Source organism: Anaerosalibacter massiliensis (assembly GCF_024623155.1).
GTDB classification, from domain to species: domain Bacteria; phylum Bacillota; class Clostridia; order Tissierellales; family Sporanaerobacteraceae; genus Anaerosalibacter; species Anaerosalibacter massiliensis.
On the sequence record NZ_JANJZL010000004.1, the window covers coordinates 59,804 to 77,929 of the forward strand.

Sequence of the window (18,126 nt, forward strand, 5' to 3'; positions counted from 1 at the left end):
AATATAAAAGAAACTTAAATTGTAAGGAGATATAGAATATGAAGAAAACAGTATTAATCACAGGATCTTCTAGAGGAATTGGAAGAGCTACAGCAAAAAAGTTTGCTAAAGAAGGTTATAATGTAATTATTAATTATTATAAAAATAAAGATAAGGCATTTTCATTATTAGAGGATTTGCTTTCTAGTGGTGCTAATGCTATTGCAATACAGGCTGATGTTTCTAATAGAAAACAAGTTGAAGAAATGTGTGAAAAAGGCTATGAAAAATTTGGGAAGGTTGATGTTTTAGTTAACAATGCAGGTATAGCTGATATGACTTTATTTACTGATATTACAGAAGAACAATGGAGAAGAATCTTTGATGTAAACGTCAATGGAATGTTTAATTGTTGCCAATGTGTTCTTCCTAAAATGATTAGTGAAAAGTCAGGAAGAATTATTAATATTGCATCAATTTGGGGACTAGTTGGAGCTTCTTGTGAAGTTCATTATTCAGCTACAAAGGGGGCAATTATAAGTTTTACTAAAGCTTTAGCCAAAGAACTAGGGCCTTCTAATATATTAGTTAATGCTATTGCACCTGGGGCAGTAGATACAGATATGATTGGAGGAGTTAGTGAAGAAATTCGAGAAATAATTAGAGATGAAACTCCCCTTGAAGTAATTGCAAAACCAGAAGAAATTGCAGATGTAATATATATTTTATCAACAGAAGAAACTAAACTAATAACAGGCCAGATAATCAATCCAAGTGGTGGATTTGTAATAGTTTAGAAAAAGCCTATCTATCTTATTTTATTTCAGGAAGTTTGACTTTTAAATAAGAATATGGTATCGTATATGTAATTAGTTAGTTTTGCATATTAAATAAGGGAAAAATCTACAATTTAACTTGAGATCAAAGAAAGCTGAAGTATTATATTCAGCAGGATAATATATATTGTTATCTTTCTGGAATCAGGCGTAAATCCTGAACAGATGCGCTACCGTAAGGTTATGATATAATCAAGTCGGATACAGATTCTTTGAAACAGAAAACTAACCTCGCATATAAGGTATAGTTTCAAGTAAAGTTCTACAGCATATATAGAGCTTCTGTCTAAAGTGTTTATTCACTTATGACGGAAGCTTTTTTGTTTATTTATATTTTGCTGAAAAAGGAGGTTATATGAAAACAACTACTAAAATAATAGAAAGAGTTTGTCCAAGATGTCAGAAAGTTTTTAAGACAAAAGCGTATGACATATTAAACATCAATTTAAACTTAGAAATGAAACCAAAAGTTTTAAATGGAAGTATATTTGATTTTAAATGTGCAAACTGTGGAGCTTTGTTTAGAAACCCATATTCTATAGTTTATGAGGATATGAAGAAAAAATATATTATATTTTTAAATATGGAAGATAAAAATTATGATAAAAAAATAGAAAAGTTAGAAGAATTATATCCTGAGTATAAGATTAGAATAGTTTCTGATATGATGGATCTTATTGAAAAGATATATATATTTGAGGTTAAATTAAATGACAAGATTATAACTTATCTTAGTTACAAAATATATCAAGATGTAACTAGAAAACTTTTAGATATGAAGTCCCCTATAAAAATAAGCAAAGTTTTATTTGATTCTTTTAATCCTTCAAAAAATCAAGTTAATTTCGGAGCACTAAATAACTTTCAAAAACGTATTTTTATCTCAGCTACATATACAGATTATAAAACACTTCAAAATTCTCTAAAGTATATGCAATGTTTTAAAGAAAATTTAGGGGAATATAAAATTGATCAAAACTGGGCAAGAAGAATTTAAAAAAAGGTCTAATGTCCAGTTGAGATAATCTTATATATTGGGAGGGGTGAGGACAAGCATAGTAGGGTGGATGACATCAAAACCAAAACAGGGGAGAACTTATTTTGGTTAGGATTGACAAAAAACAATAATAAAAGGGAGGAGAAGTTATGAAGATCAAAAGAAGTGGAAAAAAAGTATTTGCTTTATTGTGCAGTTTGATTATGATTTTTGCATTTGCAGTTCCAAATTTTGCAGCAAATGAAAGTGCTACAAAGACAGTATATGTAGATGTAGAAAAAAACATTACTGGACAAGATCTTATTCAAGAGCCAGTAAAGGTAGTATTAGATGAAAATAAAACAATTGCAGATGCTACTAAAGAAGCAGTAGGGGTTTACAATGTTAGAATTAGAGGTACTCAATACGGAACTTACATTGAAGCGTTTAAAGATGATACGCCTGATTTTCAGTATCCATTTAAAGAAATATTGTCAGAATTAACAAAGGGTATTGTATTTAGAACAGATATTCCAAACCAACCTATTGTAAATGAAGAAGGATGGTTAGCAGAAAAAGAATATGATGGTATTTCAGGATGGATGTTTACTGTAAATAATACAATGGTTGATGATAATGGTATTTATTATACAGGTGATACTAAATTATCTGATTTACCTGATAATGCAGTAATACGTTGGGAATACTCCATGGCTGTAGGATGTGATCTAGGTTTAGAAGGATATCTGCCAGATGGCACATTAAATGAATGGGGATATTATAATTGGAATACGGAACCAACACCACCTTTTTTCAGTACTAGAGTGGACAAGTCTCATTTAATTAGGAAGATGGCAGATCATGAGAACAAAAATAGTGCTGAATACCTTGATGCAATGGAAGTTTTGAGAGATTTAACAACTGAAGGATATACTCAAGCTGATGTAGATGAAATCGCAGACTCTCTTTAGGAAGTAAAAATAATTAGTTATTAGATTCTTAAGAATTGAAGAGAGAAGTTTCTCTCTTCAATTCTATTAATTTTTTATATTAAAGGTGAGGAGAATTAGTATGAATAATGTAAGAAGTTATAAAAAGCTACTTTCTGTATTGTTGTTAGTAACTTTATTATTGCCGATTATATTTCCAATAGGGGCGGTTCATGCAGCTACTGTAACTATAGACCTATCCGATGAAGAACCATCACTGTCTAAAAATGCAAAAGGCATATATACTATAAAGACTGTTGAAGATATCAATACTTTCAGAGCAGATATTGATAAAGGAATTGATTATACTGGATTGACTGTAGAACTAATGAATGATATAGATATTGCTCAATCTAAAACTTCTTTAAATTCTTTTAAAACAAGACTTAATGAATATGGAGAAGAAGTAGTAGGGATTTTTAATGGTATATTTGATGGAAATGGACATACTATTAAGAATTATAATGATAAAGTGTCAGGTTTTTTCTGTGTAGCAGGTCCAAATGCAGTATTGAGAAACTTTAATATTCATGGAGATGTACTATTGGATGATGCAGATGCTATTTTATTTGATGTTTGGAATGATTCTAATAGTATTTTTAAGAAAGACACAGGATATGGTATGTTAGCAAGTTCTTGTGCTGGTGAGGTTAGTAGATGTTCATCATCAGGCAGTATTGTAAATAAGCTAGCAAATATACATATTGGTGGTTTAATAGGAGAATCTAAGGTATCTATAAAAAAACATGATGGTAGCGAGTCATACTATGGAAATATGAGAGATTGTTATAGTCGTGTAAATTTTGATAATCAATATACTGAAGATATGGGTTCTATACCTCCTGAAATTGGAGGATTAGCTTATGATGGTGGAAAGAGGATAATTAGATCTTATTTTGCAGGAACTTTTAAAGGATATAGTACTGATAGTGTAAGAGAATATAGGAAAATATATCATCCAATTAGGATAACCTGTAGTGCCTATGAATCTGAAAGTGGTGAGAGTTGTGCTTATGACAAGGAGATCTGTGGCTTCTATACACTAGGAAATCGTGGTGGTACAAAGTATACAACGGAGGAAATGAAAAAGAAAGAAACTTTTACTGCTGAAAAACATAATTTTGATTTTGAATATTGTTGGAGTATAGATTCTAATATAAATGATGGTTATCCTTATTTAGACGCTAAAAAGCTAGATAAAAAAAGAACGATATACTTAGATATTCAAGGGATAGCGGAGGATAAAATTTATGATGAAAAACTGGATATAAAAGAAAATTTAAAAACTAAGATAAAAGATGTAAATTTTGCTAATTTAACATCCGAAACAGAAAAATTAATAGATAAGTACGATATAAAATTAAATTGGAAAGTTAATCCATCCAAAAATCCTTCTTTTGATCCAATACATGGTGATAAAGTCAAAGTAAATGTAGAATATGAATCATTGGATCTTGAGTATGATGCAAATCAAGAATATTTATTTAAGATAGGCAAGATATTGCCAGTATATGCAAAATTTGAATACAATGGAAAGAATACTTTAACTAAAGAAGAAAAAGATGAAAAAATAGAAAAATTAAAGGAACTAGAAGGTTATGTAGTAAATACAATTCAAAAGAGACATGGTTTTTTAATCAAAGACATACCTGAGATGAGTTATGATAGAAAAAAAGATCAGTGGGGAAATAATATAATATTAAATGATCATGATTGGTTCGTATTTTCAGCTGCACGTATGGGCTATATTCCAGAAGAAAATCCAGAATTTTATGATGATTGGTTTGAAGAAGTACAAAAGTTTATGGCTAAGTTAAAGGAAGATGGTATTAATGTAGACGATATTCATGCAGATTCAATTAGTAAACTCGCATTAGCTGTTTCAGCTACTGGGTATGACATTCGTGATATTGAAGATTGGGATCTATTAGGTTCATTAACAAAGCCTGGTAGACAAATGTCAGGGTTTTTCTCATCTCAATATAGTTACTATGCTCGTCATTCTCAAGATTATTATACTGATTTCTATCCTAAGGATAAAGAAATGAGTAAAAAAATAAAAGAAAAAGATGAGAAAATGATACATGACCAAGCAAAGACTTTAAAAGAAAAAAATGGCGGAAGTGCAGCTGATATGGTTGTTATGGCATATCAACCTTGCTTACCATTTAATGAAAAAGAAGGATATGAAGATGTAACAGAGGCAGTACAACTTATGAAAAAGGCCTTTTCAGAGCATCAGACTGCTGAAGGAACTTTTTGGGGAGGTTTTGCAGGAGACTTTTATAACCCCTGGACAAATGCTCAAGTATTTATGAATATAAGTATGGCAGGACTCGATCCTTTTGATTCTGCATTTATAAAAAATGGAAATACTATAGTAGAATCTTATCTTAAAGGACAATATTTTAATTTTGATGAAAAAACTTTTAATGGTACCTATGAAATAGGACAAATAATTAGAGGATTTGATTCAGTCGTAAGAGCATATGAAGGACGAACCCATATATTTGATTGCAGAGATTTAGAAGATACATTAGGGCTTAAAACTTCAACAGTAACAGTAAACAATCAAATATTATCCTTAATGGAAAATAGTACTCCTGAAGAAGTATTAGCTGCAAGAGATGCTTATAATGGACCAGGAAGTAAATTAACAGACCGTCAACGTGATTCTATGAGGGAATCTACAATAAAACATTTAGAAGATATAGAACAAAAAGTAATAGAAAATCCAGATAAAGAAGCTGCAGATAGAGTAAATAAATTAGTTGATGAATTGAAATTAGATAAGTTTACAAATGAAAACAAAGAAGCTGTTATTAAGGCAAGAAAAGCTTATAAATTATTAACAGAAGAGCAGAAGAAACTAGTAGACATTGCAAAACTTGAAGAATCAGAAAAGAAAATGAATGAATTAGAGATTAAGAATTTTAAATCTTTAGTAGAAGTCATTGGAGATATTTCAAGTCCACCTACAGAAGAAAATATTAAAGATGTAGAAAAAGCAGAAAATGCATATAATAATATGTCCGAAGAACTTAAAAAAAATTCAGGAGTTATTACAGCTAAAGCTATTTTAGATAAAGCAATAGAAAAAATAAATGAGAATTCTTATGATAAAGAAGTAGAATCAGTTATAAATGCAATAAAAGCATTGCCAAAGTCTATAACATTAGAAGATAAACCAGCAGTAGAAGCTACAAGAAAGTCCTATGATGTATTAGATAGCAAACAAAAAGAAAAAGTAGGAGCTGAAAATCTAGATATTTTAGAAGAAGCTGAAAGAACTATTAAAGAATTAGAATCAGAAGATGATGAGTATGTTGGTACTATTACATTTGCATTAGAAAGATTTACCTTAGGATTAGGATATTTTACGGAACCTATGGAAGTACTAATCTATAAGGGAGAAAATTGTAGAGATATACTTGACCGTATTCTTGAAAAAGAAAATGTAGTTGGAAAGTATGATTATGTAGAAGCTATAAAAGGAGCAGATGAAGGAGAAGTAAATATTCCAGAAGAATTGTTAAGTATGATAGAAGAGAATCCAACTAATGGACAATCATTCCATGGTGAATTAAATGAGCCAGGCCAATTAGGTGAATTTGATTATAGTTCTATGTCTGGATGGATGTATTCTATAAACAATGTACTTCCAAATGTAGGGATGAATGCTTATACTCCTAAAGATGGAGATGTATTTAGAGTTCATTTTACTCTTTGGGGATATGGTGCTGATTTAGGTCAAGATTTTCCAGAAGGAACACCACCACTTCCTGTTGGAGATAAAACTACACTAACTAAAAAAATTGCCGAGATAAATGGAAGACCAGATAAAGGAGAGTTATTAAAAGATCCAGATTTTAAAAAGGCCTATGACTATTCCTATAAAGCTGTTCAAAGAGTAGTAGTTTCAGATGAAGAACTTGAAGAATGTGTTAAATTATTAGATACTTCAATGAAAAAAGCAGATGAAAAAATTATAAAAGAAGTAGAAAATATGATATCTAAACTTCCAAAAATAGATAAATTAACGCTAAATGATAAAGGAAAAGTAGAAGAAGTAAGAAAAGCTTATGATGAATTGACAGCAGAACAAAGAAAACTAGTATCTAATGTTGATAAGCTTATTAAAGTAGAAGATAAAATAGTTGAACTAGAGGCTATAGAAAAAGATAAAGAAAAAGAGAAAAACAAAAAAGCAGCTGACAAAGTAACGAAACAGATAGAAAGCTTAAAACTAGATAAATTTACAAATGAAAATAAAGAGGCTGTCAAAGCTACAAGAAAAGCTTATGAAGCTTTAACAGATGATCAAAAGAAATTAGTAGATGTGAAAAAACTTGAAGCAGTAGAAAAAAAGATTAAAGAATTAGAGATTGAAAACTTTAAGAACTTAGTAGAGGATATTGGAGAAATTTCCAAGCCAGCAACAAAAGAAAATATTAAGGCTGTAAAGGAAGCAGAAAATGCATATAACAATATGTCAGAAGAACTTAGAAAAGATTCTGAGGTAATAAGATTAAAAGGTATATTAGATGAAACTAAAAATGAATTAGATGAAGATATAGCTCCAGATAATGACAATAAAGATACAAAGGATGATAATAACAAACCTCCAAAGATTGATCCAGATGGTGACAAAACAGGAGGAAGCAATGGCAAAGTAATAGACATAAATGATAGGGATAAAAATATAAACAATAAAGGAAAGAGAAAATTACCAGCTACTGGAACAAGTGATAAAGTTAAATATGTAGGTATAGCTATATTATTGGTAGGATTACTTTTACTAAGCAAAAAGCATTTTAAATTAGCTAAGAATACTCATCAAGATAAATAGGGAAATGAGTAAGTATAAATATATTCCTGCTTTCAAAAAGAAGGCAGGAATATATTTGCATTTGCTATGTCATGGCATGTATTAAAGTCTAAGTAAAATCAAAAGTTATATAGTAAAATGAATTATTTGGTTTGATTTCTAGATTAAGGTATGATATCATTTATTCATGTGGATATTATTTTATAAAATTAAGGAAGAAATATTTTTTTATATTGTATTTTGATAATTGAACTTGAAATCAAAGAAAGTTAAAATACATTATATTTAACAAGATAACATATATTGTTATCTTTCTGGAATCAGGTGCAAGTCTTGAACAGATGCGCTACCGTGAAATTATGATAATAATTCATAATTAAGTCGGAAACAGATTCTTTGATAACAGAGACTAACTCCGTATACAGGTTAGTTTGAAGTAAAGTTCTACAGCATATATAGAGCTTCTGTCGGAAGTGTTTATTCACTTATGACAGAAGCTATTTTTGTTTATTTATTTACTTGAAAAATTATATTTTGTTCTATTTTTATAAAATATGAAGATTAAAAAATAGTTATTAATTAGATAAAAGAAAATTAAAATATTTAATTAAGATAGAAATTTGAAAGGAGTGAGTAAATTTAATTGTATTCAAATATCAATAATATGAGGGGGGATGGCGATAAAATCAAGTCAAATTTATAGTTATCACTATTTGGGAGTAGGTTAATTTATTATATAGGAGGTATAATAATGGAAACTAAAAGAATAGTATCATTACTGTTAATTTGTGCGATTTTAGTTGTAACAAATTCAAATGTGTTTGCTAATGAGAATTCTAAATTGAAAGTTATTGAATGTGTAAAAAAGGATGGAAAAACTATTAAAGAAATAAGTAAAATTGGTAATACCTATTATTATTATGAAGACAATAACAAATTTACCTTGTCTATTTCTCGAAATTCTAATGGAGACGTTGAGGTTAATATGAAAGACAAATCTAACCCTAGTATTATTAATTCAACGATGCTGAATAATAGAATTGAAAAAGATTATGTAACAGATTTTAAAGAAATTAGAGAAAATATATTAGAAGAACATATAGAATTAAATAAAAAAGTATTTATACCTGAAGATTACACTAACTTGATAAAAGATGAGCATCATGCAGAAATTGCTAATAATGATATTATGCTTATTAGAGGAGGATTGGTAGATAAATATGGTGAACCTTATAGAAATAAATATTTAGAAAGCTTAACAGAGCGTGGATTAACTGCTAAGTTATATGAAAGTAAGAATTTTGAAATATATAGGTACCACGATTGGCTTGTATATGCAGGGACAACAGCAGGCGCAATAGCAGCATTAATTTCAATTCCAATGAGTGCAGTAGCTGCAGTTCTTACCCTTGTTAGTCTAGGTTCTGGAGTATATGGTGTTGTAGAAGATATTATGGTAAGAGAATTTGTAGCAAATGTACACTATAATAAAACTGTAAATGTAGGTAATAGTTATCCCTATAGAGCAGGAAAAACAGAAAAAAATAGAGCTATTGTAGGAGATAAAGATATAGTAATCTTGCATAAAGATACAATAGCCGACCATGATTATAATGATAATTATAGTTTGTTGAAAAAAGGTATAGATAATTATATTAAGTTTAATTAAAGTTTAATGTATTTAATTAAGTATAACTCATAGTTATATAACTATGAGTTATACTTAAAAAATATAATTTTGTTTTTGAGTTAAATTATAAGGGGGTCAAAAATGAAAAACAATAAACCAAATAAAGTTTTAATTATAATATTGTTAATTAGTATTTTAATATCTACCAAAAGTATTATTAGAAATAAGAAAATAGAAAAATGGATAGATTTGCTAGAAGGGTTACATGAAGTAGATAAGATTGAGGTAATAGGTTATGAAGGTAATAATATGATATTTGAAGATAAAGAGGATGTAGGAGATATAGTGAGGAATTTTTATCCTCTCTGGAATGTTGATATAAATAAAAAGAAAATAGATAAATATGTAGATAAATCTGAGCCTTCTTTCAAGATTAAATTCCATAAGAATGGTTCATTAATAATGACAGAAGAAATTTTAAAACTATCAAAAAATATTGAAAAAGAAAATTCAGCTGAAGATTTAAGGAATTTAACATTTAAAATCAAAGGGGATTATTACATAGTTAAAATTAATAATAAATACTGTAGTGTACAAATGAAAGACGATAATGTATTAGAATTATTTGAAAGATATTAATATTGATATCTTTTATTTTGCCACTATTTATAAATTTACGAAAGCTGAAATAAATTTTATGGTAGGTGATGAAATATGTCAGTTAGAATTTTTACTTTTATTATGATTTTTATAATATCTTATTTAGTATTAACTAAAATAAACTATTTTTTAGCTGAATTGCTTCCTGGAGATAAAAATATAAATTTAATTTCAAATGCAATTATATTATTGGCCAGTTTATTATTAGCAGGCATGATTTAGTATACATATTAGGATTTATTTAATCTTAGTTTTATCAATAAAATCAGGGTATATAACATACTTCTAAAGAGGTGTGCTATTATACCCTAATGAATATATATATGTTTTATTTATTAGCAATATAAGACCATGGCAGTAAATAAAAATATTGCTCCTATTATTCCAAATATAACTTGATATTTTAATATCTTATAAAAAAACTTCTCTTTCTTTTTATTTAAGAGTACATTCCTATCTCTTTTTAAATTGTAGCTAGCTCGAAAGCTCATGGAAAGTAATCCAAAGGTAAGTCCAATACCTAAAATAATTTTTTTCATTATCACTATAGACCTTCCTAGCAAATATATTTAAAATAGAGAAATAACAATAAACATACTGCAATTAAAACATATTGAAACTTAGCTAATTTGACTAAGTTCTACCTTGTTTTTTCTTTTTCATCGTGGCTTTTTTTAGATGTTACGTAAATATTTGCTTCAATATTATAAATTACGCCTATCATAGCAACTATTATACCGATAATAAATAATAAAATAATTGGAGTAATATTAGATCACCTATTTCCTATACATATTTTCTCTTTTCCACTCCATTTTCCTTAAGTATATATAAAATTTGACTTCTTTCTTTGCCTTTAGTATGTACTGTTATTTTTCCCTGCTCTAGCTCTAGAAAGAGTTCCATCTTATCTTGTAGTGGAATGTATCCATCTATATTTGCATATGGATAAAAACCTGTAGGATTATTAAGAGGTTGTCCTAAAGGTATATCTACCCTTAAATCTAATCCTGTGATCATAACTCCATTTTTTAATAATATAATTTCCATAGTCTTTTCTGAAAATTTTAATAGAAAATGTACTATAATAAAGAAGGATACAAAAAGTAATATTTTTTCTATTGTAATAGATGTAAAGAATAATTCTTTAAATACTTGTCCAAAATATATAAATATTAAAAATATATAAATCCATAACTTTTCCGTTTTTGTGAAATTGTCTCCTTTAACTCTTATGAGTTCTTTATTTTTCTTCAATATTTTTTTATTCCAATTCCATTTTAAAAATCCTTGAAAAAACATAAAAAATATAAGTCCTAAGGATAAGAGAAAGGGTAGTATTGTGTTTTTAATTGAAGGCTTTGATATATCCTTAAGTATAGGGTCTAAAAGTATTGTAAAAAATGTAATAAATATGACAGTAACTATAAAAGATAGGAAAAAAGCCATGGACTTTTTCATTGTCTTCATTTGGAAACCTCCTAAAATATTCTAATTATTTATATTATATCTTATAGAATATTGTACTTCAAATTGTTTATGGTATTATAATAATATACCTAAATGATGTTATTTTAGAAAGGTGGTTTTATGTTTAATATAGATGAAGAACTGAAAAAATTGCCTGATAAACCAGGAGTATATATAATGAAGAATGAAAATGGGGAAGTAATATATGTAGGAAAAGCTATTTCTCTAAAGAAAAGAGTTAGACAATATTTTCAGTCTTCAAGAAATAATACTTTAAAAGTAAGAACCATGGTTAAAAATATTAGTGAGTTTGAATATATAATAGTGGACAATGAGGTAGAAGCTTTAATTTTGGAAGCAAATTTGATTAAAAAACATAAACCTAAATACAATGTTCTTCTAAGGGATGATAAACAATATCCTTATATAAAAATAACTACTAATGAGAAATACTCTAGAGTTATAAAAACTAGAAAAATATTAAAAGATGGAGCTAAATATTTTGGCCCTTATCCAAGTGGATATGCAGTAAATGATACATTAGATATAATTAGGACTCTTTATCCAATTAGAACTTGTAAACTAAAGCTTGATGGAACTAAAGTCATAAATAGACCTTGCCTTAACTATTATATAGGAAGATGTTTAGCACCTTGTCAAGGAAATGTAGATGAAAACAAATATATGGAAATGATTGATGAAATAATCATGTTTTTAAATGGAAGGGAAGAAAAACTTGTAGAAGTCATAGAAAATAAAATGGAAGAAGCGGCTAAAAATTTAGATTTTGAAAATGCAGCAAAATATAGGGATCAAATCAACTCCTTGAGAGTGATTCTTGAAAAACAAAAAATTGTTTCTACAAATAATTTAACTGACCAAGATATAATAGGAATGGCAAGAGGAGTTGAAAATATTTGTATTCAAGTATTTTTCATAAGAAATGGCAAAATTATGGGAAGGGAACATTTTTTCATTTCAAATGTAGAGAATACAGAAAGAGCAGAGATTTTAAGTTCATTTATAAAACAATTTTATTTAGGTACTGCCTATGTGCCAAAGGAAATATTTATAGAAGAAGATTTTGAAGATATAGATGTAGTTTCTAAGTGGCTCAGTGAAAAAAGAGGATCTAGAGTTTCCATTAGAATCCCTAAAAGGGGAGAAAAGAGTAGATTAATGGAAATGGTAAGAAAAAATGCAATAGATACTTTAAATCAGTATGATCAAAGTGTTATAATAAGAAAAAGGGAAGAGGAAGAGCCATTAGAGGAATTAGCTAGAGTTATGGACTTAGATGAAGTACCTTTTAGAATTGAAGCATTTGATATATCTAATATTCAAGGAGTAGAGCCAGTAGGTTCTATGGTGGTATTTGAAAAAGGTGTACCTAAAAAGAGTGACTATAGAAGATTTAAAATAAAGACAGTCATTGGTCCTGATGATTATGCTAGTATGGAAGAAGTTATAAAAAGAAGATTTAGACGAGGATTAGAAGAAAAAGAATTAATAAAAGAAAACAATATTAAAGTAAAAGGATTTTCAGTTTTTCCAGACTTAATCATGATAGATGGTGGCAAAGGTCAAGTCAATGTAGTAGAAAGAATACTTTTTCAAATGAATATAGAAATACCTGTGTGCGGTCTTGTTAAAGATGAACACCACAATACAAGAGGAATTATATATAAAAATAAAGAAATATCTTTAGAAAAAAATAGTACTACTTTTAGGTTTATTACTAGAATCCAAGATGAGGCTCATAGGTTTGCTATTAGTTATCATAGAAGTTTGAGAAGTAAGAAAATATTTAAATCTGTACTAGATGATATAAAAGGAATAGGGGATAAAAGAAAGAAAGCTCTTCTTAAAACCTTTGGAAGTATTGAAGGGATAAAAAAGGCTTCTATGGAAGAATTAAAAGATGTGGAAGGCATGAATAAAACTGCAGCAGAAGAAGTCTATAATTTTTTTAGAAAAGGATCCTAGAATACTAAAGGATGTGAATTGAAATGGACTATGTAACCCTTAGTAAATTAGTTGAAGCTTTAGATTTAGAAGTTATGTATAGTTCAAGTGATATAGATGAAGTTAAGATAAATAAAAGTGATGTAAATAGACCAGGACTCCAGTTAGCAGGATATTTTGACCATTTTGCTCATGAAAGACTTCAATTGATTGGAAATGTAGAATGGTATTATTTAAATAGCTTACCTGAAGATATAAGGCGTGAAAGAACAGAAAAAATGTTCTCTTATCCAATACCAGCAGTTGTTATATCTAGGGGATTAGAGCCTTTTCCTGAAATGATAGAATTTGCTAAGAAAAGGGATGTAAGCTTTTTAAGAACAGAGCATTCTACTACTAAGTTTATAAATCTTTTAATAAATTATTTAGATTATGCATTAGCACCAGAAATTACTGTTCATGGAGTATTAGTTGAAGTTTATGGTATGGGAGTGCTCTTAATTGGACAAAGTGGAGTTGGAAAAAGTGAAACTGCTTTAGAATTAATAAAAAGAGGTCATAGGCTAGTAGCTGATGATACTGTAGAAATAAAAAGAGTTGAAGATGATATAAGAGGAACAGCCCCAGAGCTTATAAGGCATTTTATGGAAATAAGGGGGATTGGTATAGTAGATATTGAAAGGCTTTATGGAGTTAGTGCAGTTAAAAACTGGGAATTTATAGATTTAGTTATTGAACTAGAATTTTGGGATGAAGAAAAAGAATACGATAGAATAGGACTAGATGAACGATATGCTAATATATTAGGTATAAAAGTTCCGAAACTAGTAATACCAGTAAGACCAGGCAGAAATACTGCTATGATAATAGAAGTAGCAACTAGAAATAATAGGCAAAAAATGTTAGGTTATAATGCGGCAAAAGCATTAGATAATAAGGTCAAAAAAGAAATTAAAAAAAGGAAAAGAGAAAAGCAAGAAGACTGATAAAAAAATCACAATATTTTGTTTCTTAATATGCATATGTAATCTTTTTATATTCACAATTACGACATAAATAACTATTTTTTTTCCTAGTTGACTTTATTTATAATGTTTAATATACTAAAAATATAGTAATATATGAATTTAATCCTTGTTTAATAAGGAAAGTATGTCAATTTTTATACAAAGTTAAAAATTAGTAAGTACTATTTTAAGGGGGTCTATAAATGGCAAAAGTTATGAAAACCATGGATGGTAATACAGCAGCGGCGTATGTTGCATACGCTTTCACAGATGTAGCAGCAATTTATCCAATCACACCTTCATCAACAATGGCAGAGTTAATTGATGATTGGGCAGCTCATGGTAGAAAAAACATCTTTGATCAAGAAGTAAAGGTAACAGAAATGCAATCTGAGGCAGGAGCAGCAGGAGCAGTACATGGCTCATTAAGTGCAGGAGCCCTAACTACAACATTCACTGCTTCTCAAGGACTATTACTAATGATTCCTAATATGTATAAAATGGCTGGAGAACTTCTTCCAGGTGTATTCCATGTAACAGCAAGAGCAGTTGCAGGCCATGCATTAAGCATCTTTGGAGATCATTCTGACGTAATGGCAACAAGACAAACAGGATTTGCATTACTTGCATCAGGAAGTGTTCAAGAGACTATGGATTTAGCTGGAGTAGCACATTTAACATCCATTAAGAGTAGAGTACCTTTTGTACATTTCTTTGATGGATTTAGAACTAGCCATGAAATTCAAAAGATTGAAGTTATAGATTATGAAGATCTTAAAAAATTAGTAGATATGGATGCAGTTAAAGCATTTAGAAATAGATCTTTAAACCCTGAACGTCCATATACTAAGGGTACTGCACAAAACCCAGATATTTTCTTCCAAGCTAAAGAAGCTGCAAATCCATATTATGATAGAATACCAGATATGGTTAATGATTATATGAAAGAAATATCTGAATTAACAGGAAGAGAATACAAACCATTTAACTATTATGGTCATCCAGAAGCTGAAAATATAATAATTGCAATGGGTTCTGTAACTGAAACAATAGAAGAAACTGTTGATTATTTAATAGATAAAGGAGAAAAAGTAGGTGTTATAGAAGTACATCTATATAGACCTTTCTCAGAAAAATACTTCTTTGATGTATTGCCAAAAACAGTAAAGAAAGTATCAGTTCTTGATAGAACTAAAGAACCAGGAGCATTAGGAGAACCTTTATATTTAGATGTTTGTTCAATGTTCTATGGCAAAGAAAATGCTCCATTAATTGTTGGCGGAAGATATGGATTAGGATCAAAAGATACTACTCCATCACAAATAAATGCTGTATTTGAAAACTTAAAATCAGAAGAACCAAAGAATGGGTTTACAATAGGTATTATAGATGACGTAACTCACAAATCATTAGAAATTAAAGAAGACATAAAAGCAGCTCCAGAAAGCACTATTAGATGTAAATTCTGGGGATTAGGTTCAGATGGTACTGTAGGTGCAAATAAGAGTGCTATCAAAATCATTGGAGATAATACAGACATGTATGCTCAAGGATATTTTGCATATGACAGTAAAAAATCAGGTGGAGTTACTATATCTCACTTAAGATTTGGTCATGAACCTATAAAATCCACTTATTTAATAGATGAAGCAGACTTTATATCCTGTTCAAAACAATCCTATGTTCATCAATATAGTGTAGTAGATGGACTAAAAGATGGAGGTAAATTCTTATTAAATACAAACTGGTCAGTTGAAGATTTAGATAAGCATTTACCAGGGGACGTTAAGAAATATATAGCAGAACACAATATTGATTTCTACACAATAGATGCTACAGCTATTGCAAATGAAATAGGTCTTGGAAACAGAACAAATATGATTATGCAATCTGCATTTTTTAAACTAGCTAATGTTATACCAATAGAAGATGCAGTTAAATATCTAAAAGATTCCATAGTTAAAACTTATGGCAAAAAAGGTGAAGATGTAGTTTCTATGAACCATGAAGCTGTAGATAAAGGTATTGAAGCATTAGTAAAAATAGATATACCTGAAAGCTGGAAGAATGCTGAAGTAGCTGAAGAAACAGCAGTTGATAAAGAATTACCAGATTTTATAAAAGATGTATTAGTTCCAATGAATAGACAAGAGGGAGATAAACTTCCTGTAAGTACTTTTGTAGACAGAGAAGATGGCTCATTCCCACATGGAACTGCAGCATATGAAAAACGTGGTATTGCAGTAAATATTCCAGAATGGCAAATAGACAATTGTATACAATGTAACCAATGTTCTTTTGTATGTCCACATGCTGCTATTAGACCATTCTTATTAGATAAAGAAGAAGTAGCAAACAAACCAGAAGACTTTGAAACTAAGAAAGCAATGGGTAAAGGATTTGAAAACCTAGAATATCGTATACAAGTAAGTGCATTAGATTGTACTGGCTGTGGAAACTGTGCTAATGTATGCCCAGCAAAAAATAAAGCATTAGTTATGAAACCACTAGAAGAACAAGTTGAAAAACAATCCAAGAACTGGGATTATGCAATGACAGTTAAAGTTAAAGACGACTTAATGGCAAAAGAAAATATAAAAGGTAGTCAATTCTCTCAACCATTACTAGAATTCTCAGGAGCATGTGCAGGTTGTGGAGAAACTCCATATGCAAAACTTGTTACTCAACTATTTGGTGACAGAATGATAATCGCAAATGCAACAGGTTGTTCGTCTATTTGGGGAGCTAGTGCACCGGCAACTCCATATTGTGCAAATCAAGATGGAAGAGGACCTGCTTGGGCAAATTCACTATTTGAAGATAATGCTGAGTATGGCTATGGTATGGCGACAGCTGTTAATCAATTAAGAAATAAACTTGAAGTACTAATGAAAGAGTTTATCTCATTAGACATAGACAACGAAATAAATGAAGTATTCAATGAATGGATAGAAGGAAAATCTGATGCTAAAGCTTCAAAAGCAGCAACATTAAAGATTCTTCCACTATTAAATAAAGAAATAGGAAACGATAAAGGAAAAGAAATACTAAATGAAATTGAAGAACTTAAAGAATATCTAATCAAGAAATCTGTCTGGATTTTTGGTGGAGACGGATGGGCATATGATATAGGATTTGGAGGACTTGACCATGTACTAGCATCTGGAGAAGATGTAAATGTATTGGTATTTGATACAGAAGTATATTCAAATACTGGAGGTCAATCATCAAAATCAACTCCAACAGCTGCTGTAGCTAAATTTGCAGCTTCAGGTAAGAGAGTTAGAAAGAAAGACTTAGGTATGATAGCAGCATCCTATGGATATGTATATGTAGCACAAGTGGCTATGGGAGCAAATAAAAATCAATTGCTTAAAGCATTAAATGAAGCAGAACAATATGATGGCCCAGCACTTATCATAGCATATGCACCATGTATCAATCATGGAATAAAAGGTGGAATGGGCAATAGTCAAGAACAAGAAAAGAGAGCAGTAGATGCAGGATACTGGCATCTATATAGATATAACCCAGTATTAAAAGAAGAAGGAAAGAATCCATTTATTCTAGATTCAAAAGAACCAACAGAAGATTTCGTTGAATTCTTAAATACTGAAGTAAGATATACATCATTAAAACGTACTTTCCCAGAAGTAGCAGATCAACTATTTAAGAAAGCAGAAGAAGATGCAAAAGAAAGATATGAAAAATATAGAAGAATGGCTGAATAATTGAATAGGCAAATCTAAAGTAGAGGCTTAAGCCTCTACTTTTTTACATAAAGCT

12 protein-coding genes are annotated in these 18,126 nt (G+C 29.4%); 10 read left to right on the forward strand and 2 right to left on the reverse strand.

Going from position 1 to position 18,126, the window contains the following annotated elements; translation table 11 throughout:
* Positions 1–38: 38 nt before the first annotated feature.
* The 7 genes from ymfI (at position 39) to NSA23_RS07445 (ending at position 10,120) form a co-directional block, all read left to right on the forward strand.
* Positions 39–776, forward strand: a complete 738-nt coding sequence (gene ymfI, locus NSA23_RS07415; protein ID WP_042683028.1) for an elongation factor P 5-aminopentanone reductase — start codon at positions 39–41, stop codon at positions 774–776.
* Between the two features lie 394 nt (positions 777–1,170).
* Positions 1,171–1,812: a CpXC domain-containing protein gene (locus NSA23_RS07420; protein ID WP_042683027.1), complete on the forward strand. Its 642-nt coding sequence runs from the start codon at positions 1,171–1,173 to the stop codon at positions 1,810–1,812.
* A gap of 149 nt (positions 1,813–1,961) precedes the next feature.
* Positions 1,962–2,762 (forward strand): hypothetical protein, encoded by an 801-nt coding sequence (locus NSA23_RS07425; protein WP_042683026.1) that lies wholly within the window; start codon positions 1,962–1,964, stop codon positions 2,760–2,762.
* 100 nt (positions 2,763–2,862) lie between these two features.
* Positions 2,863–7,629 carry a DUF4430 domain-containing protein gene (locus tag NSA23_RS07430; protein ID WP_257490365.1) on the forward strand — a complete coding sequence of 1,589 codons (4,767 nt, stop codon included), beginning with the start codon at positions 2,863–2,865 and terminating at the stop codon, positions 7,627–7,629.
* Between the two features lie 730 nt (positions 7,630–8,359).
* Positions 8,360–9,277, forward strand: coding sequence for a hypothetical protein (locus NSA23_RS07435; RefSeq protein ID WP_042683024.1), 918 nt, complete (start codon positions 8,360–8,362; stop codon positions 9,275–9,277).
* A 102-nt stretch (positions 9,278–9,379) separates the two neighbouring features.
* Entirely contained in the window at positions 9,380–9,877 is a 498-nt protein-coding gene (locus tag NSA23_RS07440) for a hypothetical protein (RefSeq protein ID WP_042683023.1), read from the forward strand.
* A gap of 75 nt (positions 9,878–9,952) precedes the next feature.
* Positions 9,953–10,120 (forward strand): hypothetical protein, encoded by a 168-nt coding sequence (locus tag NSA23_RS07445; protein ID WP_187116692.1) that lies wholly within the window; start codon positions 9,953–9,955, stop codon positions 10,118–10,120.
* 113 nt (positions 10,121–10,233) lie between these two features.
* Here NSA23_RS07445 and NSA23_RS07450 read toward each other — a convergent pair whose 3' ends face one another.
* Positions 10,234–10,437: an aspartyl/asparaginyl beta-hydroxylase domain-containing protein gene (locus tag NSA23_RS07450; protein ID WP_257490366.1), complete on the reverse strand. Its 204-nt coding sequence runs from the start codon at positions 10,435–10,437 to the stop codon at positions 10,234–10,236.
* 247 nt (positions 10,438–10,684) lie between these two features.
* Positions 10,685–11,368, reverse strand: coding sequence for a hypothetical protein (locus NSA23_RS07455; RefSeq protein WP_042683021.1), 684 nt, complete (start codon positions 11,366–11,368; stop codon positions 10,685–10,687).
* A gap of 120 nt (positions 11,369–11,488) precedes the next feature.
* Here NSA23_RS07455 and uvrC point away from each other — a divergent pair, with 120 nt between their 5' ends.
* The 3 genes from uvrC to nifJ all read left to right on the forward strand — a co-directional run bounded on the left by uvrC (position 11,489) and on the right by nifJ (position 18,071).
* Positions 11,489–13,354, forward strand: coding sequence for an excinuclease ABC subunit UvrC (gene uvrC / locus NSA23_RS07460; protein ID WP_042683020.1), 1,866 nt, complete (start codon positions 11,489–11,491; stop codon positions 13,352–13,354).
* Positions 13,355–13,377: 23 nt separating this feature from the next.
* Entirely contained in the window at positions 13,378–14,319 is a 942-nt protein-coding gene (gene hprK, locus NSA23_RS07465) for an HPr(Ser) kinase/phosphatase (protein WP_042683019.1), read from the forward strand.
* Positions 14,320–14,543: 224 nt separating this feature from the next.
* Positions 14,544–18,071: a pyruvate:ferredoxin (flavodoxin) oxidoreductase gene (gene nifJ / locus NSA23_RS07470; RefSeq protein WP_042683018.1), complete on the forward strand. Its 3,528-nt coding sequence runs from the start codon at positions 14,544–14,546 to the stop codon at positions 18,069–18,071.
* The last annotated feature ends 55 nt before the right edge of the window (positions 18,072–18,126 follow it).